This is a genomic window from Ruegeria sp. H6 (genome assembly GCF_056532975.1).
Map to the genome: position 1 here is coordinate 1 of NZ_JBQFOA010000006.1, position 20,821 is coordinate 20,821.

Here is a 20,821-nt window from a genome sequence, read left to right on the forward strand (position 1 = left end):
CTCATCTGCACATGCCCACCCATGTCAGAATACCAAGACGCCGCCGAATAAAACAAAACACAAAAACCCCGCCTAAAAAGACGGGGTTTTTTACAAAGAGTCTTTCAGATTTGTTGTTGAGTTAGATCAAAATAGGTTTGGTTCTTCGAATGAAGTACACCGCCACGAAAGAAGGCGTTCGAACGCAGATGATTCTGGACTGAATCGCCGAAGATCGTGTGCTTTCTCACCTCCACTTCTTGGCGGTCACAACGAGCCAGAAACCCTCTCTTATCAAATCAACTTAAACTGTCCCTTTGTTGTGAAGTCGGACAGATCACCATCGAGGGCGGGTTCCACGAACCGATGGACATTGATCTGTAAATTTAGCTCAAGCTCTCACCGAAGCAGCGGAGAACAATAACGCCAGCACTTACCGTCGCGGGGTCGATTTTTCTGGTTACGGCCTGCTCGATAGAGCAGGTTGGACTTGCTAGCCGATGAGCCAGGGTAGGCACAGGAGTTGGAAAGTGAGATCTAGTGGTCAAAAATAGTGACTGACTACCTAGTGTACAGCTAAATAATGAGATCTAGAGCGCACGTATTGGAGCATAACATGTGTTTAGCAGCGCCTGACCCAGAAGAACTGGGTGAAACGTCAGTACACACGGCATGCGAGATTAGAAGTACCCTTCTAACAGTATAGTTGATAAGAAGATTATGCTTTTGGGAGTTTTTCCGTAAATAACTAGTGAAACTGACTCATGTCTTCTCAAACAATAGATCCTGTAGGCTCCATTACAGAGTCTCGATCAATAATATCTGTTGTTGTTCCATGTTACAATGAAGAAGAAGTGATAAATCAAACTCTTAACGAGATAAATGATTTTGTACTTGGACAAGAAAATTATGAATTTGAAATCATATTTATTGATGATGGTAGCAGAGATCGAACTCTAGAAATTTTGAAAGATGCAGCAACAAGCAACCCATCGCTTAAGGTTTTGAGCTTTGCACGGAATTTTGGACATCAAATTGCGGTTACCGCGGGCATAGACGCGGCATCGGGCGATGCGGTGGCTCTTATTGATGCGGATTTGCAGGATCCTCCGGAAGTGCTGTCCGAGATGCTTCTTCATTGGGAAGAGGGTGTAGACGTCGTCTATGCGGTGCGCGCCAGCCGTGAAGGGGAGAGTGTCTTCAAGATCGCCACCGCGCGCTGGTTCTATCGATTGTTGAACCGGATGTCAGAGACCCCCATACCGCTTGATACCGGTGATTTCCGCCTGATGGACCGCAAGGTAGTGGATGTCCTGACCCAAATGCCTGAACGGCACCGGTTCGTGCGCGGGCTCGTGGCATGGGTGGGCTATCGCCAGATGGCCTTGCCCTATCACCGCAAGAAGCGGGCTGCGGGAACTTCGAAATATCCGCTGCGCAAGATGCTCCGCTTTGCAACAGATGGCATTCTGTCCTTCTCGTCCAAACCTCTTCAGATCGCGACCAATATGGGGCTTCTCGCTGCCACGTTCGCGCTGCTTGGTATTGTCTACGCCCTTGTTCTACGCTTGATGACAAACACCTGGGTGGAAGGCTGGACAGCGCTAATGATCGCAGTGCTGTTTTTGGGCGGCGTGCAGCTGATATCGCTGGGGATCATCGGGGAGTATATCGGGCGAATCTACGAAGAAGCCAAAGGGCGCCCGTTGTATATTGTCCGCGACCGCATCGGCTTTGATCAGGCGCCAGCAGCTACCGGCTCGAACGTGACCGCCCATGATCATTCGTAAGGCCTTAAGTCTTTCTTCTGGCGTCGCCGTATCTGGTGTTTTCCTGTGGTTGATTTTCCGCGCCCTTCCCCTGCAAGATCTTCTGGCCGCCATCAAAAGCGCCCAGTTGATGTGGATTGTGATCGCATTGGGGTGCTTTGGGTTGGGCTATTTCTGCCGCATCTGGCGGTGGCGACTGATGTTGGTGTCGTTCAATCCAGATCTGTCTTGGGGCCGCTGTTCGGTCCCTTTCATGGTGTCAATCGCGGCTAACAACGTGCTGCCGTTTCGGGCGGGTGACGTTCTTAGGGGTGTTGCATTCTCAAAATGGCTAGGAGTCCCCACCGCGCGTGTTCTGGCCACGCTGCTTGTGGAACGGCTGCTTGACCTGTTGTCCCTGATCATCGCACTGGCTGTAGCACTCGCCTTGTTCCGCGCCAGCGCCCTGGAAATGCAGTTGCTCTTGGGATGGAGTTCATGGGCTGTCTCTGCAGTGGCCTGCGCGATTGGCATTGTTTTGATCTTCCCCCGCGCCTTTGAACCTGCGGTTCTCAGGATGATCAACATGCTGCCCGGACGCAACGGAGGGATCGCCGAAAAGATCTCGGTGCAAGTGCGCCAAATCTTTCAAACTCTTGCGTCTCTTTCCGAACGCGCGCGCATGGCCATAATGATGGTCTGGTCTTTCCTGGCCTGGACTTTTGAGGCCTGTGTCTTTTATGCGATCGCGCGAGCGCTCCCCGACATCACCGCGCCTGTCGCAGCCTGGGTGGCGATGCCGATTGGGACCTTGTCGACCATGTTGCCCTCTACACCGGGCTATATCGGAACTTTCCACTATTTTGTCATGCAAGCTACAGAAGCGCTCGGGAACCCGGAAGTGGCCGCAGCGGCTTTCGCATTCCTCGTGCATCTTGCGCTGTTTGTTCCCGCAACGCTTTGGGGTGGCATCTGCTTTGTCTACTGGATCTTTAGGCGGCAGAGCGTTTCCAACTCCTTCGAAAAAGTGAAATCTGTACAATGATTACTTCTGACAGCACATCAAAACGCCCTCACACAGCGATAATCGGAGGAGGCTTTGCGGGATTGTCTTGCGCTTATGATCTCGTGCGGGCGGGCCATGACGTTACGGTTCTCGAAGCCAATCTCACCGTCGGTGGTCTTGCAGGAGCCTTTGAAACCAATGGTGAACGCTTGGATCGGTTTTATCATCACTGGTTCACAAACGACCTAGAGGTTATGGGACTGATCGACGACCTTGGCATGTCCGATCAGGTCGTCACGAACCCCACCAATACCGGGGTGTTTTATGCGAATAAAATCTTCAAACTCTCAACGCCAATGGATTTGTTGAAATTCACCGCTCTACCCTTCCTTGATCGGATCAAGCTGGGATTGTTGACGCTGCGCGCGAGGCGCGTGGACGATTGGATGGCCCTGGAAAACGAGACCGCTGCGGATTGGTTGCGCCGTCTGGGAGGAGAGAATGTGTTCCGAGTCGTGTGGGAACCCCTACTGCACGGCAAGTTCGGCCCTTATGCGGAAGATGTCTCCGCAGTGTGGTTCTGGAATAAGCTCAAGCTCCGTGGTGGCAGCCGTGGAAACGGCGGGGAAGAACGTTTGGCCTATCTGAAAGGCAGTTTCGCGCGCCTGGCGGAAGAAACCGCACGTCAGATTACGGCGCAGGGCGGGGTCGTTCGCACGGGAACACCCGTGGAAGCGGTTGAACAACTGGCGGATGGGTCCTGGGAGTGCAGAGGTGCCTGGGGCAGCCTGCAATCGGATCGGGTAGTGGCCACAACGGCTCTACCGCTCGTCGCGGACATGGTGCAGAACTGGGCCCCGGCAGACTATACGCAAAGCCTGCGGGCCATCAATTATCTGGCGAATATCTGTCTTGTGCTCCGCCTCGATCGCTCCCTATCATCCACCTATTGGTTGAATGTGAACGATCCATCTTTCCCCTATGTAGGCGTGATCGAACATACCAATTTTGAATCCACGGATTCCTATGGCGGAGATCACGTAGTATACCTGTCCAAATATCTGCCGCACACAGATGATTTGTACAACATGACCGATGAAGAGGTCATGGAATTCTCCATCCCGCACCTTCAGCGCATGTTCCCTGACTTTAAGCGTGAGTGGGTACGCAACCATCACGTTTGGCGTGCGCGTTGGTCGCAACCGGTTGTTGGCAAGCACTACTCAAGACTCATACCAAAGACAAACGGACCCAGCGAAGGATTTTACCTTTGTTCTATGGCACAAATCTATCCTGAAGATCGGGGGACGAACTACGCCGTTCGTGAAGGCAGGAAATTAGCTAAAGATTTAATCGGAGATCAATTGAGTGAAAATATCTGAAACGCTAATTCCTTATATCCCGTACGTTTATATATTTGCCGCTATCTGTGCAATGATTTCCATCATTGTTATCGGTGTTGTTCCGACCCCACTTGAGGGAATCGCAAGCTCTGGCGAGGCCGCTGGCTACCTAAGACAGTTGTTGACTCTGCCGATGCCATTTGCACTGGCTGTTTATTGCGGGTTCTCTCGGCGAAATAAAGAATTCTACGCGGTTGTGCTTCTGCTTGGAATCCTGATGGTCCTAACGGCTTCTCTTTTGGTCGCGTTGTTTTTCGCCATCGCCATCTATTCATTGGTTAGAGAACGGATCACTCACTATAAGCCAGTGCAGCCACCCTTGGCACAGAAGCAATTATATCTTTGGGTCGTTGGCATAACGATTTTTACATTTGCACTACGTCTCCTCGTTTTGAACGAACCATTTGAGCGCGATTTAATGGTTTACGCGATGGTTGCGAGCGGCTGGTTAGACGGATTGAAGCTCTACGCAGAAATTTGGGATCATAAACCACCAGCCATTTACGTTGTCTACGCTGCGGCCATCGGTCTATTGGGACAGACTTCCAGTGCAATTCTGACACTTGGGATGATTGCGTTCACTATGACTCTAATCGGCATCAAGACTGCCGCTGAACGCTTGTATGGCCATTCCGCCGCCGTGGTCGCAATGTTGATATGGGCTGTGTTCGGCAACGACGTCATTCTTCAAGCGCAGCAGCCAAACGTCGAAGTGTTCATGAATGCCTGTCTCATCTGGGCGTTGGTGTTTCTATTAGACTTTTCTGAAGATCAACGGCGATTCGGCTGTGTTCTTTTCGCGGGCATTCTGTTTTTTTGTGCATCGGCTTTAAAGCAGATCGCTGTTTTTCCAGCTTTTCTCACCGCAATATGGCTCATCTGGCTGAGCATCAAAAACCAAAATGAGCCTTTAGGTGCCAAATGCCTATCTGGATGTAAAACGGTTGCCTTGTTCGCAATCCCAGGGGTTGTTGGCTGGATTTCCATTCTTCTCTCTTTCCATTTTTATGGAAGTCTTGAAGAGTTCTTCTATGGTGCTTTTGGGTATAATCAGTCCTATGCCGGTTCCATATTTCTTAATTTTGTGAAAATGGCTCTGCGGGATATTGCCCATCCCTATTACATCGCGACCTTCATTCTGTTAGTTTTTTCGTTCCGGTTTCTCGGCAATCATGAGGTGAGTCTCCTGATGCTTGCGATGTATGTAGGTAATGCCATAATGGTTGCCGCTCCTGGAAACAACTTTCCGCATTACTTCCAATTACTCTTGCCGATCATGGCAGTTGGCTTGGGTGTGCACATCGCAAAAAGCGTTCTGGAAACGAAGCTCTTTGGCACGACGCTAATTTTGTTAGCGCCACTCTGGATCAGTTTCGGATACTTTACGTCGCCCGAACGTTTGGCTTTCATAAAGTATGGAGAACGCTATCACGGAGGGCAATCTTATGAGTCGCGCGAAATTGGTTGGTGGCTTGCTAAGAATACAACACCTGATGAGGGGGTTTTTCATTGGGGAGCTGAACCAGGGATTTACTTCTGGTCTGGAAGACCGACGAAGTATCGCTTTTCCTATAACTATCCGCTGTTTAACGGGCCCAGGCAACAGGAGTTCTCGGATCAACTAGTGCGCGAACTTCGGTGTGAGCCTCCAGAAATTGTAGTTATCAATACTCGAATGATCGACAATGATCATCCTGTCACAGTCTTTCTTGAAAGAACCTATTCGCGTGATTCCAATGCTCCCTCTTTCAACTTCTTTCAGATATGGGAACGTGGCACTGCGCAGCTTGATTGCCCTTAGTTCGATTTGACTTGCTAGGGCTTCAAACTTGCGGCCCACTAGCCAAAATAACGGCCAGAGCCATTTCTCCGAGTATCGTCAGTACTCGCTACACAAAAAACGAATCGAAAACAGATATTTACAATGATCACTACTACGCCCTGAATACATGACATACACCTGAATTTGCCGCATTTTGGATCCAAAAACATGCTGGAAGCAAGGAGTGTTCTGGATATGTTCAAACTGACCAAATGCGCGGTAGAGGGGCTTGCGGTCGATGCCAAGGAGTGCTTTGTCCGGGATCAGGGCATCCGCGGCTTTGGACTGTAGGCAGAGGCTCCGTGAGCTTTCAAAAACCAGCGGCGTTAACGTCAATGACCCGAACAACGTTGCAATAGAATTGCAAATTACACACGCCTAGATGTTTCAAAAACGAAGCCGGTTGTCTGGGCAAAACCAACCTTGCCACCAGTTAACCATCCTCTGAACCAAGGTAGACCAGATTATTCTCGACCTGGAGTGCTCTCATAACGGAAATCCCTACCTCTTGAGGCCAGAAAGACCAAGCTGCACTCTTTAAGAGTGTCTGTACTAAGCGGCGACTCTGATCTGTTCATTTTGAAGCTTCTTCGAGACGTGTCTGGAGTCGGTCAACAACATTTTGCGCTGATGCAATATCATCTGGCGACAAGCCTTCCGAGAGTTCATTCACCCATGGTATTTGCCTCGCAATCGCAGCTTCGTACAACTCCTGCCCCTTTCGAGTCATAACGACCAAGTGCGCCCTCTTGTGGTGTGGGTTCGGCTGAAACTCCACTATTCCTTCTTTATTCAATTCATTGACGATCCGTTGCACGCCTTGCCGGTGAACACCCATCGTCCGAGCATGCCAGGCAACGGATTCCGGCCGATCAGAATAGGCAATAGCGCCAAGGATTTGCCACCGGGCACTTGTCAAACCGAGTTCTGATACGAGGCGATCACCGGCAAGCTGCAATCGACCGTTCAGCCGAAACACGTCCAGTATCAACGCTGTCACGGCTTCTCCTTCTTTGGTCCTTCGTTCATCCGGCATGTCGATTCCTCATTTCATTTGACAACGTGTTGTCAATGTGTTTGATGCTTTCTAAATATGACAACATGACACCAAAATGAAGCTACTTTCAAGGAGCACCGAAATGGTCAGTTTCAAACCCCTCGATCCGGAGTTTCCCATTGAACGGCAATTGGGCATCGACGCTGGACCCGTCGTTCTCGTCAATCTCTTCACAGTCGATCCTCTTGACCAAGACGCCCTGGTTGAAGCTTGGAAGAGCGATGCCGAATGGATGAAAAAGCAGCCGGGTTACATTAGTACCCAACTGCATAAGGCAATTGGCGAGGGCAGCATGTACCTGAACTACGCGGTCTGGGAGTATGTTGCAGACTTCCGCGTCGCGTTTTCAAACCCCGAGTTTCAGCAGCAACTCAGCCATTATCCCTCAAGCGCTGTGACCGCCCCCCATCTGTTCGAGAAGGTTGCGGTGCCGAATTGCTATACGGCCTGACGTAATCCTTTCCAAAAGCCAATTTGAGTGAACCGCTATGAAAACAAAGATTCACGCCATCGCGGGCGGCATCGGCTTTGTGACGATCCTCCTCTTTTGGACATCAACGGCCACCAGCGAACTCCTTGCGAGCCACGAAACAGTCGCAACCGTCAAGGCATTGATCCTGAAAGGCATGTTCATCCTCATCCCGGCAATGGCAATTGCTGGCGGATCGGGCATGGCAATGGGTCGGAAACGCAAAGATGCGCTCACGAAAGCCAAGAAAAACCGAATGCCTGTCATCGCGCTGAACGGCTTGTTGATCCTCGTGCCGGCCGCTTGGTTTCTAGCGGGCAAGGCCGCCGCTGGCGAATTCGACAGCACATTTTATACGGTACAGGTGATTGAATTGATCGCTGGGGCAACCAATCTCACGATGATGGGACTGAACATTCGTGATGGCTTGCGAATGACCGGCAAAATTCGGCGCTCACGATGAACGCATTGTTCTAATCCAAGCACAAGCGAAACTACGAACGTTCGAGCAAACGCAGCGAGTTGGTGTTAAGTACGGGTGAAGCTGAAATTCGCAAAGAGGACCATTAAGTTAGACTCGTGAATTCACAATGTGTCTGCGCGATGCAAGTAGGGATCTTTGCGACCGTGTTTGAAAAACGTTTGAAAAAACCGAAAACCGCCAAGCTATCGCTCGGCGGTTTTTCGTTTCCAGTCAATCGGTTAAGGTGGTGAGCCGTGCAGGATTCGAACCTGCGACCCACTGATTAAAAGTCAGTTGCTCTACCAACTGAGCTAACGGCCCACTCTTTTTGGATCTCTTGGATCCGTGACGCTCTGTAAAGGAAATCCCCAGGAAGGTTCAAGCCCTTAGTTTGCGTCTCGTTTCGCGCGAATTCGGTTCATCCGGCGTCCCGATAGGCGGCCTAATTAGGCAGGTGACGCGGGGGGGTCAAGCCCTTTTTTCGGGAATCTTTGCGACGGGGTGGATTCATTTCAAAGCCGGGGTTATATGCCCGCCATGCAACGCTCGAACGATATCGGTTTGCCCTTCATGAAGATGCACGGGCTGGGCAATGACTTTGTCATTGTAGACGCGCGCGCGCATCCACATCCGATTACGAAAGAGCTGGCAAAAGGAATCGGACACCGCCATTTCGGCGTGGGGTTTGATCAACTGGCTGTGATCGAAAACGGTCCTGCCGACGCGCATCTGGTGTTTTACAACGCGGACGGATCGACCTCGGCTGCGTGCGGCAATGCCACCCGCTGTATCGCGCGGTTCCTGATGGATGAAAGCGGGAAACCTGATCTGACCCTGACCACCGAACGGGGCACTCTGGCTGCGCAGGACGCGGGCGATGGGCTTACATCGATCAACATGGGTCAACCGCAACTGGACTGGCAAGATATTCCTTTAGCGCGGAACCTGGATACGCTTGAGTTGCCCATCGAAGGGCGGCCGACCGCAACAGGTATGGGCAATCCGCATTGCACGTTCTTCGTCGAGGACGTCGAGGCAGTGGATCTGCCCACATTCGGTGCCAAGATCGAACACCACGACCTCTATCCAGAACGCACCAATGTTCAGATCGCGCAGATCGTTGGTCCGAACTACATCCGCATGCGTGTGTGGGAACGAGGCGTGGGGATCACCCTGGCCTCCGGGTCCTCTTCCTGCGCGACCGCCGTAGCCGCCGCGCGCCGGGGCCTGACCGGACGCAAGGTGCAAATCGAACTGGACGGTGGCACCATCTGGATCGACTGGCGCGAGGGCGGTGTCTGGATGACCGGACCGACACGTCACGTGTTCTCTGGCACATTGACGCCTGAATTCCTGAGGTCGCTGGGATGAACCCGCCCAAATTCACGACATTGGGCTGCCGGTTGAACGCCTATGAAACCGAGGCAATGAAAGAGCTGTCGCAACAGGCAGGGCTGGACAATGCCGTTGTGGTCAATACCTGCGCCGTAACCGCCGAGGCGGTGCGCAAAGCGCGGCAGGAAATTCGCAAGCTGCGGCGGGAAAACCCCGATGCGCGCCTTATCGTTACAGGATGCGCGGCGCAGACCGAACCCGAAACCTTTGCCAATATGGACGAGGTTGATGCGGTTATCGGCAATACCGAAAAGATGCAGCCGGACACCTGGAAAGGGCTGGCTGCCGACTTCATCGGCCAGACCGAGGCGGTGCAGGTCGATGACATCATGTCCGTCACCGAAACCGCGGGGCATTTGATTGACGGCTTTGGCACCCGCTCGCGCGCCTATGTGCAAGTCCAGAACGGCTGCGATCACCGCTGTACCTTCTGTATTATCCCCTATGGTCGCGGCAATTCACGCAGCGTTCCGGCAGGCGTGGTGGTGGATCAGATCAAGCGGTTGGTGGACAAAGGCTATAACGAGGTCGTCCTGACCGGTGTTGACCTGACCTCGTGGGGTGCCGACCTGCCCGCACAGCCCAAGCTGGGCGATCTGGTGATGCGGATCCTCAAGCTGGTCCCTGACCTGAGGCGCCTTCGGATCAGCTCGATCGACTCGATCGAGGTTGATGAGAACCTGATGCAGGCGATCGCGACCGAGCCCCGGTTGATGCCGCATCTGCATTTGTCGCTGCAGCATGGCGACGATCTGATACTGAAACGGATGAAACGCCGCCACCTGCGCGACGACGCCATCCGCTTTACAGAAGAGGCGCGCAAGCTGCGCCCGGATATGACGTTCGGTGCCGATATCATCGCGGGCTTCCCGACCGAGTCCGAGGCGTATTTTGACAACTCGCTAAAGCTGGTCACCGATTGTGATCTGACCTGGCTCCATGTCTTCCCCTATTCCAAGCGCGAAGGCACTCCGGCGGCGCGCATCCCACAGCAGATCAATGGCGCTGTCATCAAGGACCGCGCGGCGCGACTGCGGGCCGCGGGTCAGGCGCAGGTCTTAAAGCACCTGAGTGCGCAGATCGGCCGAACACATCAGATCCTGATGGAAAATCCCCACATGGGTCGAACCGAACAATTCACCGAGGTTACATTCGACGCGCCCCAAACCGAAGGCCAGATTGTAACTGCCGCCATCCGGGGTGCTACGAACTCTCAACTCACGGCCTGATCCGCGTCTCGATCTGGTCCAAATGGGCCAGCCTATGTTGTGCGGACTCCGAACAAAAAACCCCGCAGCCATCAGGTGCGGGGTTTTCAAATCTTGATTGTGAACAGATCAGTGCTGGCGCTTGCCTTTGACTGGCGCCCACAGGCGTTTGTTCACCAGATACAGGATCACGGACAGCATGGTCAGGAACAGAACCCCAACCAGGCCCGAATTCTTGCGGTCCATCATCTTGGGCTCTGCCGTCCACATCAGGAACGCAGCAACATCCTGGGCCATGGCTTCGACAGTGTTCTCGTGGCCATCTGCAAATTCGACCTGCTCATCCGACAAAGGCGGAGCCATCGAAATCCAGCCACCCGGGAAGGCGGTGTTTTCATAGAGAACGGCACCGGCCTCTTCTTTTTCCTTACCGGTATAGCCATGCAGCAGCGAGGCGATGTATTCCGCGCCACCCATACCTTTGACCAGTTGGTTGATCCCCAGACCGTAAGGTCCATGGAACCCGGCACGGGCCTTGGCCATCAGGCTCAGGTCCGGTGCGTTTTCCAGGTTGGACTCGGGAAAGTGGTCCGTTGGGATTGCCGGGCGGAAATCATCCAGCTCGGGGTCGAAAACCTCAAAGTTTTGCGCCGCATAGGCCCGAACCTGATCATCAGGCATACCAACACCGTCGTCGTCCGACAGCGTCCGCAGCGGCACGTATTTCAGGCCGTGACAGGCCGCGCAAACCTCAGTGTAGATCTGAAGGCCGCGCTGCAGCTGGTTCCGGTCATAGGTGCCGAACGGACCCTCGAACGAGAAGTGGAAGTCTTCGATGTGCCCTTCGCCACCTGCCGCAAAGGTCGAGGCAGGTGCAAGGGCCAGAGCAAACGCAGCACCGATTGCAAGTTTCTTGAACATGTTTCCGGTCCCTCTTCTTACTCGGCCGGCGTGGCGTCGGCGTCAGCCTTGCCATAATGCGCGTTGAAGTCTTCCTCGATCGTCTCTGGCGGGGTCAGCGGTTTTTCGATGACACCCAGCAGCGGCAGGATCACGAAGAAATAGGCGAACCAATAGGCCGATGCGATCAGCGAGAAGGTTGCATAGGGTTCTTCCGCAGGCATCGCACCCAGCCACATCAGGGCAAAGAAGTCGATGATCAGCAGGTAGAACCACCATTTCAGCATCGGGCGGTATTTGCCCGAACGCACGCTCGACGTGTCCAGCCAGGGCGCCAGCGCCATCGCCAGGATCGCACCGAACATCGCAATCACACCAAAGAACTTGGCGTCGATGATGCCACCGGTGATGAAGCTGGCAAACTGCACAACCCAAACCTCGCCGGTGAAGGCGCGCAGGATCGCGTAGAACGGCAGGAAGTACCATTCGGGCACGATATGCGCAGGCGTCACAAGCGGGTTGGCCTCGATATAGTTGTCGGGGTGGCCCAGGTAGTTCGGCATGAAGCCGACGATTGCCCAGAACACGACCAGGATTACGGCCAGCGCGAACAGGTCCTTGATCACAAAGTAGGGCCAGAAGGGCAGCGTGTCTTTCTCGGCATCGGCTTTCGAACCGCGGCGAACCTCAACACCCGTGGGGTTGTTGTTGCCGGTGGTGTGGAAAGCCCAGATGTGCACAACAACCAGCGCCGCAATGATGAACGGCAGCAGGTAGTGCAGCGAGAAGAAGCGGTTCAGCGTGGCGTTGTCCACCGCCGGTCCGCCCAACAGCCAGGTTTGGATCGCTTCACCAATGAACGGGATGGCGCCAAACAGGCCGGTGATCACGGTCGCACCCCAGAAGGACATCTGACCCCAAGGCAAAACGTAACCCATAAAGGCCGTGCCCATCATCATCAGGTAAATCAACATCCCGATGATCCACGTGATCTCACGCGGGGCTTTGTACGAGCCATAATAAAGGCCGCGGAACATGTGGATATAGACCGCCACAAAGAACAGCGACGCTCCGTTCATGTGCAGGTAGCGGATCATATAACCGCCATTCACGTTACGCATGATATGTTCGACGCTGGCAAAGGCCAGATCAACATGCGGCGTGTAATGCATCACCAGAACGATGCCGGTGACGATCTGCAAAGCGAGGCAGAACGCAAGCACGATACCCCAAATCCACCACCAGTTCAGGTTCTTGGGGGTGGGGATCATGATGGTGTCGTACACCAGTCCGACGATGGGCAGACGGCTGTTGAGCCATTTCTCGCCCTGGGTCTTCGGCTCATAGTGGTCGTGGGGAATGCCTGACATCTGGGTCTCCCTTAGCCGAGCTTGATTGTTGTGGCGTCCACCCATTCAACGGGCGGAATGGGCAGGTTCTCGGGCGCGGGACCTTTGCGGATACGGCCCGCAAGGTCGTAATGCGAACCGTGGCAGGGGCAGAACCAGCCGCCAAACTCGCCCGCATCGCCCAATGGCACACAGCCCAGATGCGTACATACGCCCATCTGAACGATCCAGGCCCCTTCGGCTTCGCCTTCGGGCGAAGGCATCACTCGGTTTGCGTCTGTTGCAGGCGCATCCGCATTCAGGTTGAAGTTTCTGGCCAGCGGATCCGGCAGGTTGCCAACAGCTTCTTCGTCCTGCTGCTGCGCTTCGGCGATCTCGGCGCCGGTGCGGTGACGGATAAAGACAGGTTTACCCAGCCATTTCACGGTCAGCTGCGTGCCCGGCTCAACCCCGCTCACGTCGGTCCGGATCGAGGACAGCGCCTGAACATCCGCCGACGGGTTCATCTGGTTAACAAGGGGCCAAACAACTGCACCCGTCGCAACGACACCTGCGCCGCCTGCGACGTAATACAGGAAATCTCTGCGGGTGCCTTCGTCGTCTTCTACGTGGGACACGAGTTTATCTCCGATTTTCTGGCGCCCGGGAACGGGCAAATAGCTCGCGCACCGCACAAAGGCGGTGTCTTAACCGCGCTGTCTATCGGGGAGAATAGGGTTCGTCTAGCGGTCATAAACGCGCAATACGCCGCATTTGCGAAATTTGTCACTACGTTCCGGGTTTTTTTCATGATTCTCGACCGCTCCCCGATCCGATTGACCGAATCGATGCGACGTGATTCGACCACAACACCCGCCAGTGACCCGCTTTCACCCTCCACCCCAAGAAGGCGGCGATTCCGGCTGAGCGCGAGTGCAGATCGTTTCCCCAAACTTGCCCGGCGCTACCTGTAAATCACGCAGCCAAAATAGATATTTTCATTTCAGGGTTGAGTCGTTGTTTCTAGTTGCACTTGTCTTGCGTGGGGCGCAATGCGCCAGATGCGCGAACTCCTCATTCGGAGACATAACATGCCCAAAACACCCCTCATCGCAGCGGCACTGACACTTGCCCTGTCCACTCATGCCGTTGCCGCGGGCGATCCAGCCAAGGGTAAAGCCTTGTTTAATCGCTGTTCTGCCTGCCATGCGATCATCAAGGATGGCGAAGTTCTGGAAAAAGGCGGCATCACCGGGCCGAATCTATATGGCGTAATCGGGCGCGTCGCCGGGTCCGAATACGATTACCGTTATGGCAGTGAACGGCTGCCGATCGGGATGTTCACCGATGACATGATCCGCGCAGGCGAACAGGGCTTGGTCTGGAATGAAGAGACCATCGCCGCCTATTCCAAAGACCCGATCGGCTTTATTCGGGAATTTCTGAACGATGACACCGCGCGCCCGAACATGAGCGTCAAACTCAGGAAAGGCGCAGACGATATTGCCGCCTATCTTGCAACCTTCACCGAATAAGAAAGCGTCAGGTGCCGGGCACACAATTGCTCCGGCACCTGCCGTGTTATTGGCTTGGCGGCCGGGTCGCGACCATGCTGGGACGTTCACTGAACTCGTCATACCAGGCGGCAAGCGCATCGTTTCCATTGCGCCATCCGCGCGCATCATGCCGCAGGTCAAGATAGCCCAGCGCGCACCCCACGGCCACCTGCCCCATATCCAGAGGCCCGGACAGGTTGGCCATCCAACGTTGATTCAGCACTGCACAGGCGCGGTCAATCTTGACCCATTGCGAATCGACCCAGTCCGCCCACTGCTTGTCGTCGGGGCGCAACCGCGCCTCATAGGTCATCAGCAGTGCCGCATCCAGAATCCCGTCTGACAAGGCCTCAAGCGTCAGGATATCCCATCGCCTGCCCCCCGAGGAATAAAGCCCGGCCTGCGCCCGATCATCCAGAAACGCACAGATCACCCGGCTGTCGAACAAGGTCGGCCCGTCCGGACGCTCCAGCGCAGGTACCTTGGTCAGGGGCGTCTTACCCATCAACTGCTCAGCCGGCGCAATCGGCGTGCCTGCCACCGTCTCAAGTTCGACATCCGCCAACTGGCCGGTTTCGTGCAACAGCACCATGACTTTGCGCACATAAGGCGAGGTTGTGCTGTGATAGAGTTTCATGTCCTGTCTCCTTGCTGGTCTGCCCCCAGATCCGTTAGTCGTCCGTTGCACTATCACGCATCAGCCGCTCCAGATCGCTCAATTCCGATCCGAACCCGCCTGCCACATGGTCCGCCGCACCCTGGCGTGCGGTACTGTCCTTGTTTTGGCTCAGTTTCCAAGTGCCCTGTATATCGTCAACCCGCATTCGGCAGGGCACGATCATGCGCATCATCTTTACCAACGCCTCCTTCGACATCTTGGACGTCATCCAGGGCGGCTTGGGCAACAGTCGCGCCTCATAAAACGCCGACTGCCGATCCAGCAGATCCAACAACGCGTCGGCAGGCAATGCCTCAAGCAAACCGGTCAGGTGGACGGCGACGTAGTTCCACGTAGGCACCTGATCTGCCACGCCATACCAATCGGGTGAGATGTACCCATCCGGCCCCGACACCGCGATGCGGGCCGCCTGCGGTTGGCTAAGGGCCCGCAAAATTGGGTTCGACCGCACCAGATGCAGCTCAACCATGGATCCCTCGGGGTCCAGCAGGAACGGGACATGGCTCAACAACGGGGCGTCCTGCGTGGAAACAGCCAACACGCCAAACGCACGCTCACGCGCAAATTCGATCTGTCGGGCACGTGCCTCGGCCCGAAAAGCGGGATTCGGATGCATATTGGTCCTCCTCGTGAAACCCCTTGCAGAGATCGCCCTCTCTTGGCAAGCTCTGCGGTGTTCTCAGGGCGGGGCGAAATTCCCCACCGGCGGTATGCGGGCCATGACCCGTCAGCCCGCGAGCGGCCCCGCAGTGTCAACGAAGGGGTGTCAGCAGATCTGGTGAGAGGCCAGAGCCGACGGTTACAGTCCGGATGGAAGAGAACGTGCAGCGTGCCCGCATTGTGGCGCGACTGCTCGTGATCGCCTTGGGTGACGTGTCTGTCTTACGAAGGAGGTCATGATGACACACACCCGCTATGCTTTTGTAAAAGCCAACTGGCATTCCGATATTGTCGACCGCACATTGGACGGGTTCCTCGAACGCATCCCCGCCGATCAGGTGGATGTCTTCGACGTCCCCGGCGCGTTCGAAATGCCGCTTCTGGCCCGCGATCTGGCCCAGACTGGCCAATACGCCGCTGTCGCCTGCGCCGCTTTCGTGGTCGATGGAGGTATCTACCGGCACGACTTCGTGGCGCAAGCCGTCGTCGATGGTCTGATGCGCGCGGGCCTTGAGACCGGCGTGCCGGTTCTGTCCGTGTCCCTGACCCCCCATCAATATCAAGAGACGGATCACCACAACGCCATTTACCGCGCGCATTTTGTGGAAAAGGGACGCGAGGCTGCACAGGCTGCGCTAAAGATCACCGAGGCCCGCGCGGGTCTTTCGCGCGCGGCTTGATCTTCATCTTTTCAAAAATACTCAAACGCGCTGCCCATCGGGCAGCGCCTCTGTCCCGTCAAATCGCAAATCCGCTTGAGGCCAAGGCCTGCGCCCGCTAATCACGACCCGCAAAGGAGCACGCCTCATGTCGATGAACAGCTTTGGTCATCTTTTCCGCGTCACCACCTGGGGTGAAAGCCACGGACCCGCTCTGGGCGCCACGGTCGATGGCTGCCCGCCGGGCGTGACAATCGACGAAGCGATGATCCAGCATTGGCTGGACAAGCGCAAACCGGGGCAGAACAAATTCACCACCCAGCGCCGCGAGCCCGATCAGGTCAAAATCCTGTCTGGCGTCTTCGAAGGCCAGACAACAGGCACACCCGTTCAGTTGATGATCGAAAACACCGATCAACGCTCGAAAGACTACAGCGATATCATGGACAAGTTCCGCCCGGGCCATGCCGATATCACCTATTGGCAGAAATACGGCATCCGCGACTATCGGGGCGGCGGGCGCAGCTCGGCGCGCGAAACCGCCTCGCGCGTGGCCGCAGGCGGTTTGGCCCGCGAGGCCATCAAACAGATCGCCCCGAATGTGCAGATCACCGGCTACATGACCCAGATCGGACCCCACAAGATCAACCGAGGTAATTTCGACTGGTCCCAAGTCGAACAGAACCCGTTCTGGACGCCCGATGCCAAGGCTGCCGACGACTGGGCCACATATCTGGACGAACTGCGCAAATCCGGCAACTCGGTCGGTGCCGTTGTCGAAGTGGTCGCGCGCGGCGTGCCTGCTGGGCTGGGCGCGCCGATTTACGCCAAGTTAGACACTGATCTGGCCGCAGCGATGATGTCGATCAACGCCGTCAAAGGCGTTGAGATCGGCGAGGGCATGGCCGCGGCCGAACTGACCGGCGAAGCCAACGCCGATGAGATCTTCATGGGTCAGAACGGCCCTCAATACAGCTCGAACCACGCAGGTGGCATTCTGGGTGGTATCTCGACCGGACAGGACATCGTCGTGCGGTTCGCCGTCAAACCGACCTCGTCCATCCTAACCACGCGCAAGACCATCACCAAATCCGGCGAGGAAACCGAGATCATCACAAAAGGCCGCCACGACCCCTGCGTCGGCATTCGCGCGGTACCCGTGGGCGAGGCGATGATGGCATGCGTGATCCTGGATCACCTGCTGCTGCATCGCGGACAGATTGGCGAGAACCGTGGACACATCGGCTGAGCTACGCCACCGCCTGCGCGCTATCATTGCGCAGCGGATGCAGACCGATCCCGCCCATGATCTGGCGCATCTGGACCGGGTCTGGCGAAACGCACAGACCATCACGGATGATCGGGCCGACCTGCGGGTCCTGCTGGCCGCTTGCTATCTGCATGATTTGATCAACTTACCAAAAGACCACCCGGATCGGCATCTTGCCTCTCGCAAATCCGCACAGGAATCAGAGTCTATTCTGAGAGAATTGGGCTTTGATGAAGCAGCAATTCGCGCAACAAGACATGCCATTGAGGCGCATAGCTATTCGGCCAAGATCGCGCCGACTACGGTTGAGGCCCGGATCCTGCGCGATGCAGATCGGCTGGACGCGCTAGGTGCAATCGGCATTGCCCGATGTTTCGCTGTGTCCGGCGCCCTGGGTCGGACGCTTTATGATCTGGAGGATCCCTTCGCCGAAACCCGTGACCTGGACGACCGGGCATTTGCGTTGGACCACTGGAAGGTCAAACTGCTGAACTTGCCAGCAGATATGCTGACCGAAAGCGGGCGGGAATTGGCGCAAAAGCGGGTGGCCCGGATGCTCGACTTTCTGGACGCGCTTGGCGAAGAGGTCGGCCATCCCGTCCCGAACCACTGGAAATCCGCCTGATTGGTACAATCCCGCCGTTGATCTTTGCGCCGCAAAGGCGCAGGGTCCCGGCACATGGCACAATCCTTAACATCGCATCGACCTATGCTGGCCGTAGGTCTGAAACTGGCTGCGCTGACGCTGTTCACTACGATGGCGGCGGTGGTCAAAGCAATGTCCGAGGATTTTCCGCCCGGCGAGTTGGTTTTCTTCCGCTCGTTCTTTGCGATCCCTGTGATCATCATCTGGCTGATCTCTCGCGGAGAGCTGGCGCAGGGCTTTGTGGTCAAGAAGCCGATGGGCCATTTCTGGCGCGGGGTTCTGGGCACTTCGGCCATGGCGCTGACCTTTACCGGACTCAGCCTGCTTCCGCTGCCCGAGGTGACGGCGATTGGCTACGCCACTCCGATTTTCACCCTGGTTCTGGCCGCTGTGATTCTGGGTGAACGCATTCGCATGATCCGGATCGGCGCCGTGGCGATTGGATTGCTGGGAGTGCTGGTCATGATCTGGCCCCGTCTTGGCAGCACGCAGATGGAGGTGACGGCCACCATCGGCGCACTATGCGTCCTCACCGCGACCGTCGCCCGGGCATTTGTACAGATCCATATCCGACAATTGGTCAAGGTCGATCACCCGGCGGCCATCGTGTTCTATTTCTCTGTGACCGCGACACTTCTGTCGTTACTCACCGCGTTCTGGGGTTGGACCATGCCGACACCAAAACAGGCTCTGATATTGGTCTCTATGGGCCTGATCGGGGGCGTCGCCCAAATCTTCGTTACCTCTGCCTATCGCTTTGGTCAGGCCTCGATGCTGGCGCCCTATGACTATACGACCATGTTGATTGCGTTGGTCATTAGCTATATCTGGTTCGACGAGCTGCCGACACTCGCTATCCTTTTGGGCGCGGCGCTGGTCATTTCGGGCAATGTGGTCGTCATCTGGCGCGAACATCAGCTGGGGCTCGAACGTGGCAAGGCCCGCTCGCTCACCGATACCAAATCCTGATCTTTACCTTTCGCGATTCTCGCCTAGGTTGGGCCGGGCAAGCAATGAGGTGCCCCGATGAGCGACGCGCAGGATCACAAGGAAAAAATGCAGAAGGTGCAGGCCAAGCACCGCAAGAAAGTGTCCGAGGCGGTTGACCCGGGTCGCGGTCTGGTGCTGATCAACACCGGCAAGGGCAAGGGCAAATCCTCGGCCGCGTTTGGCGTGGTCATCCGAGCGCTGGGTTGGGGCCAGAAGGTTGCCGTGGTTCAGTTCATCAAGGGAAAGTGGAAAACCGGCGAGCGCCGCTTTTTCGAAGAGCGGGACCTTGTGACATGGCACACCATGGGCGAAGGCTTTACCTGGGACACGCAGGATCGCGAACGCGATATTGCAGCCGCCAATGCTGCCTTTGACAAAGCCTGCGCCCTTATGGCAAGCGGCGATTATGATCTGGTCGTGCTGGACGAGATCAACATCGCGTTGCGCTATGAATATCTGTCGGTCGAACAGGTGATCGAAGGGTTGGAGGCGCGGTCCGACAAGACCAGCGTCTTCCTCACCGGTCGCGACGCTCCGCAGGCGCTGCGGGACTATGCCGATCTGGTGACCGAAATGACCGAAGAGAAACACCCGTTCCAAGCTGGTATCAAAGCCCAGCGCGGCGTGGATTTCTAACCCCGCGCCGCCCGTTCAGAATACGTGTCCGACAGGCCGCATTCATATCTTGCACGCATGGACACACTGCCATCAAAGCGCTGACCCGGTTTTGGCACAGTTTTTTGATGGTCGGTCGTCAGTGGATCAATTGTGGTCCGGTCCACATATGTTGCCATATCGGCGTTGGACTCTGCGGTGCAATCGCAGGCCGAATTCTGGCAGCAGACCAAGTCATCGATCTTATCCCGCATCGCATTCCACTCCTTTTCGTTTCCGGGACGGTGGCAGGCCTTCGCTTTTGCGTCGCTGATCCTGCGGACCGCCCCGAAACCCGTGGCTTGATGAGCACCATCTGGCGTCATCTCTTATCTGACTATTTTGATCGGAAAATTCAAGGATAAAACCTGACCATAATAATGCGCGAAATTCCCCAAATTAGAGACAAAATCAGGTCACACCGCATGGCATGACCTGTTTTGCCTTTTGCTAAGTCACCTGTCTGTCTAAGCGACCTGCGATTCTTCGGACGCGCTCAGCGAGATGACCAGAACAACGGCAGCGCCGTTCAGCCAATAGAACGCGGCATCCAAGCCAGTGAAACCGAAAAGGCCGGGCGCCAGCAAAAAGGTGACACCGACCAGCAAGTCCACTGCCAAGTGAAGCTTGTAGGGCAGAACCCTCCAGACCCCCAGATGGTGGTCGGTCAGGACAGTCAGAACAAAGGCGGCAGCACCGGTTGCCACCGAAAGCCAAAGCGCCAGCGGATTGGATTGCCCCAGCCCCAGCACAAATGGCAGGATCATCAGGGCCAAAGCCACAGGGTAATCCAGATAGGCGTGGATATTGCGGGTTACGAAACGAATGGACATGAAGGGTTTCCTTTCCAAAGCTGATGAAAGGAACCTAAGCGGGGCAGGCCGTGCGTTGAATTTCAGGTCGTCCCCGATATCTTGCAGATCGTTCAG

23 protein-coding genes, 1 tRNA gene and 1 riboswitch are annotated in these 20,821 nt (G+C 55.6%); of the genes, 15 read left to right on the plus strand and 9 right to left on the minus strand.

All coding sequences use genetic code 11. The features are described 5' to 3' along the window. Nucleotides 1-743: 743 nt before the first annotated feature. The 5 genes from ACR0AG_RS12015 (at nt 744) to ACR0AG_RS12035 (ending at nt 6,249) form a co-directional block, all read left to right on the plus strand. Nucleotides 744-1,769 carry a glycosyltransferase family 2 protein gene (locus ACR0AG_RS12015; RefSeq protein ID WP_480839122.1) on the plus strand — a complete coding sequence of 342 codons (1,026 nt, stop codon included), beginning with the start codon at nt 744-746 and terminating at the stop codon, nt 1,767-1,769. Continuing rightward, the gene (locus ACR0AG_RS12020; protein WP_480839124.1) at nt 1,756-2,772 is read left to right on the plus strand and encodes a lysylphosphatidylglycerol synthase transmembrane domain-containing protein; all 1,017 of its coding nucleotides are present in this window, start codon (nt 1,756-1,758) and stop codon (nt 2,770-2,772) included. The genes ACR0AG_RS12015 and ACR0AG_RS12020 overlap by 14 nt, the downstream gene beginning before the upstream one ends. Beyond that, the gene (locus ACR0AG_RS12025) at nt 2,769-4,115 is read left to right on the plus strand and encodes an NAD(P)/FAD-dependent oxidoreductase (protein WP_480839126.1); all 1,347 of its coding nucleotides are present in this window, start codon (nt 2,769-2,771) and stop codon (nt 4,113-4,115) included. The genes ACR0AG_RS12020 and ACR0AG_RS12025 overlap by 4 nt, the downstream gene beginning before the upstream one ends. Continuing rightward, nucleotides 4,102-5,937, plus strand: a complete 1,836-nt coding sequence (locus tag ACR0AG_RS12030) for an ArnT family glycosyltransferase (protein ID WP_480839128.1) — start codon at nt 4,102-4,104, stop codon at nt 5,935-5,937. Before ACR0AG_RS12025 ends, ACR0AG_RS12030 begins: the two co-directional genes overlap by 14 nt. 189 nt (nt 5,938-6,126) lie before the next feature. Next, the gene (locus tag ACR0AG_RS12035) at nt 6,127-6,249 is read left to right on the plus strand and encodes a hypothetical protein (protein ID WP_480839130.1); all 123 of its coding nucleotides are present in this window, start codon (nt 6,127-6,129) and stop codon (nt 6,247-6,249) included. 283 nt (nt 6,250-6,532) lie between these two features. On the opposite strand, the gene ACR0AG_RS12040 is transcribed toward ACR0AG_RS12035, so the two are convergent. Next, complete coding sequence (locus ACR0AG_RS12040) at nt 6,533-6,994, minus strand: MarR family winged helix-turn-helix transcriptional regulator (RefSeq protein ID WP_480839132.1); 462 nt, start codon at nt 6,992-6,994, stop codon at nt 6,533-6,535. Nucleotides 6,995-7,097: 103 nt separating this feature from the next. Between ACR0AG_RS12040 and ACR0AG_RS12045 the strand changes: the two genes are divergently transcribed. After that, complete coding sequence (locus ACR0AG_RS12045) at nt 7,098-7,466, plus strand: antibiotic biosynthesis monooxygenase family protein (RefSeq protein ID WP_480839134.1); 369 nt, start codon at nt 7,098-7,100, stop codon at nt 7,464-7,466. A gap of 37 nt (nt 7,467-7,503) precedes the next feature. Continuing rightward, nucleotides 7,504-7,947, plus strand: coding sequence for a hypothetical protein (locus ACR0AG_RS12050; RefSeq protein ID WP_480839136.1), 444 nt, complete (start codon nt 7,504-7,506; stop codon nt 7,945-7,947). Nucleotides 7,948-8,192: 245 nt separating this feature from the next. Here ACR0AG_RS12050 and ACR0AG_RS12055 read toward each other — a convergent pair. Next, nucleotides 8,193-8,268, minus strand: a tRNA-Lys gene (locus ACR0AG_RS12055). Nucleotides 8,269-8,475: 207 nt separating this feature from the next. Between ACR0AG_RS12055 and dapF the strand changes: the two genes are divergently transcribed. Then, the gene (gene dapF, locus ACR0AG_RS12060; RefSeq protein ID WP_480839138.1) at nt 8,476-9,318 is read left to right on the plus strand and encodes a diaminopimelate epimerase; all 843 of its coding nucleotides are present in this window, start codon (nt 8,476-8,478) and stop codon (nt 9,316-9,318) included. Next, nucleotides 9,315-10,571, plus strand: a complete 1,257-nt coding sequence (mtaB, locus tag ACR0AG_RS12065) for a tRNA (N(6)-L-threonylcarbamoyladenosine(37)-C(2))-methylthiotransferase MtaB (protein WP_480839140.1) — start codon at nt 9,315-9,317, stop codon at nt 10,569-10,571. The genes dapF and mtaB overlap by 4 nt, the downstream gene beginning before the upstream one ends. A 108-nt stretch (nt 10,572-10,679) precedes the next feature. Here mtaB and ACR0AG_RS12070 read toward each other — a convergent pair whose 3' ends face one another. Genes ACR0AG_RS12070 through petA form a run of 3 tightly spaced genes read right to left on the minus strand, consistent with a single transcriptional unit; the run spans nt 10,680 to nt 13,416 of the window. Beyond that, on the minus strand, nt 10,680-11,471 hold the full coding sequence (locus ACR0AG_RS12070; RefSeq protein ID WP_480839142.1) for a cytochrome c1: 792 nt from the start codon (nt 11,469-11,471) through the stop codon (nt 10,680-10,682). Nucleotides 11,472-11,488: 17 nt separating this feature from the next. After that, nucleotides 11,489-12,820, minus strand: coding sequence for a cytochrome b (gene petB / locus ACR0AG_RS12075; protein WP_480839144.1), 1,332 nt, complete (start codon nt 12,818-12,820; stop codon nt 11,489-11,491). 11 nt (nt 12,821-12,831) lie between these two features. Beyond that, complete coding sequence (gene petA, locus ACR0AG_RS12080) at nt 12,832-13,416, minus strand: ubiquinol-cytochrome c reductase iron-sulfur subunit (protein ID WP_170568561.1); 585 nt, start codon at nt 13,414-13,416, stop codon at nt 12,832-12,834. Nucleotides 13,417-13,869: 453 nt separating this feature from the next. Here petA and ACR0AG_RS12085 point away from each other — a divergent pair, with 453 nt between their 5' ends. Continuing rightward, nucleotides 13,870-14,313: a c-type cytochrome gene (locus ACR0AG_RS12085; RefSeq protein ID WP_480839147.1), complete on the plus strand. Its 444-nt coding sequence runs from the start codon at nt 13,870-13,872 to the stop codon at nt 14,311-14,313. Between the two features lie 46 nt (nt 14,314-14,359). Here the strand turns inward: ACR0AG_RS12085 and ACR0AG_RS12090 are convergent, their stop codons facing one another. Then, a complete protein-coding gene (locus ACR0AG_RS12090) occupies nt 14,360-14,971 on the minus strand; it encodes a glutathione S-transferase (RefSeq protein ID WP_480839149.1) in 612 nt (203 codons plus the stop codon). Nucleotides 14,972-15,005: 34 nt separating this feature from the next. Beyond that, complete coding sequence (locus ACR0AG_RS12095) at nt 15,006-15,629, minus strand: FMN-binding negative transcriptional regulator (RefSeq protein WP_480839151.1); 624 nt, start codon at nt 15,627-15,629, stop codon at nt 15,006-15,008. A 55-nt stretch (nt 15,630-15,684) separates the two neighbouring features. Further along, a riboswitch (FMN riboswitch) is annotated at nt 15,685-15,839 on the plus strand. A 73-nt stretch (nt 15,840-15,912) separates the two neighbouring features. Between ACR0AG_RS12095 and ACR0AG_RS12100 the strand changes: the two genes are divergently transcribed. The 5 genes from ACR0AG_RS12100 to cobO all read left to right on the plus strand — a co-directional run bounded on the left by ACR0AG_RS12100 (nt 15,913) and on the right by cobO (nt 19,874). After that, nucleotides 15,913-16,353, plus strand: coding sequence for a 6,7-dimethyl-8-ribityllumazine synthase (locus ACR0AG_RS12100; protein ID WP_480839152.1), 441 nt, complete (start codon nt 15,913-15,915; stop codon nt 16,351-16,353). A gap of 127 nt (nt 16,354-16,480) precedes the next feature. After that, nucleotides 16,481-17,581 (plus strand): chorismate synthase, encoded by a 1,101-nt coding sequence (gene aroC / locus ACR0AG_RS12105; protein WP_480839154.1) that lies wholly within the window; start codon nt 16,481-16,483, stop codon nt 17,579-17,581. Beyond that, entirely contained in the window at nt 17,565-18,227 is a 663-nt protein-coding gene (locus ACR0AG_RS12110) for an HD domain-containing protein (RefSeq protein WP_480839156.1), read from the plus strand. The genes aroC and ACR0AG_RS12110 overlap by 17 nt, the downstream gene beginning before the upstream one ends. 54 nt (nt 18,228-18,281) lie before the next feature. Beyond that, nucleotides 18,282-19,217 carry a DMT family transporter gene (locus ACR0AG_RS12115; RefSeq protein WP_480839158.1) on the plus strand — a complete coding sequence of 312 codons (936 nt, stop codon included), beginning with the start codon at nt 18,282-18,284 and terminating at the stop codon, nt 19,215-19,217. A gap of 57 nt (nt 19,218-19,274) precedes the next feature. Continuing rightward, nucleotides 19,275-19,874 (plus strand): cob(I)yrinic acid a,c-diamide adenosyltransferase, encoded by a 600-nt coding sequence (gene cobO / locus ACR0AG_RS12120; RefSeq protein ID WP_480839161.1) that lies wholly within the window; start codon nt 19,275-19,277, stop codon nt 19,872-19,874. Here the strand turns inward: cobO and ACR0AG_RS12125 are convergent. Both ACR0AG_RS12125 and ACR0AG_RS12130 read right to left on the minus strand, forming a co-directional pair. Further along, the gene (locus ACR0AG_RS12125; protein WP_480839163.1) at nt 19,871-20,107 is read right to left on the minus strand and encodes a hypothetical protein; all 237 of its coding nucleotides are present in this window, start codon (nt 20,105-20,107) and stop codon (nt 19,871-19,873) included. The two genes, cobO and ACR0AG_RS12125, sit on opposite strands and share 4 nt — an antisense overlap. 252 nt (nt 20,108-20,359) lie before the next feature. After that, the gene (locus ACR0AG_RS12130) at nt 20,360-20,725 is read right to left on the minus strand and encodes an SPW repeat domain-containing protein (RefSeq protein ID WP_480839165.1); all 366 of its coding nucleotides are present in this window, start codon (nt 20,723-20,725) and stop codon (nt 20,360-20,362) included. Nucleotides 20,726-20,821: the final 96 nt, after the last annotated feature.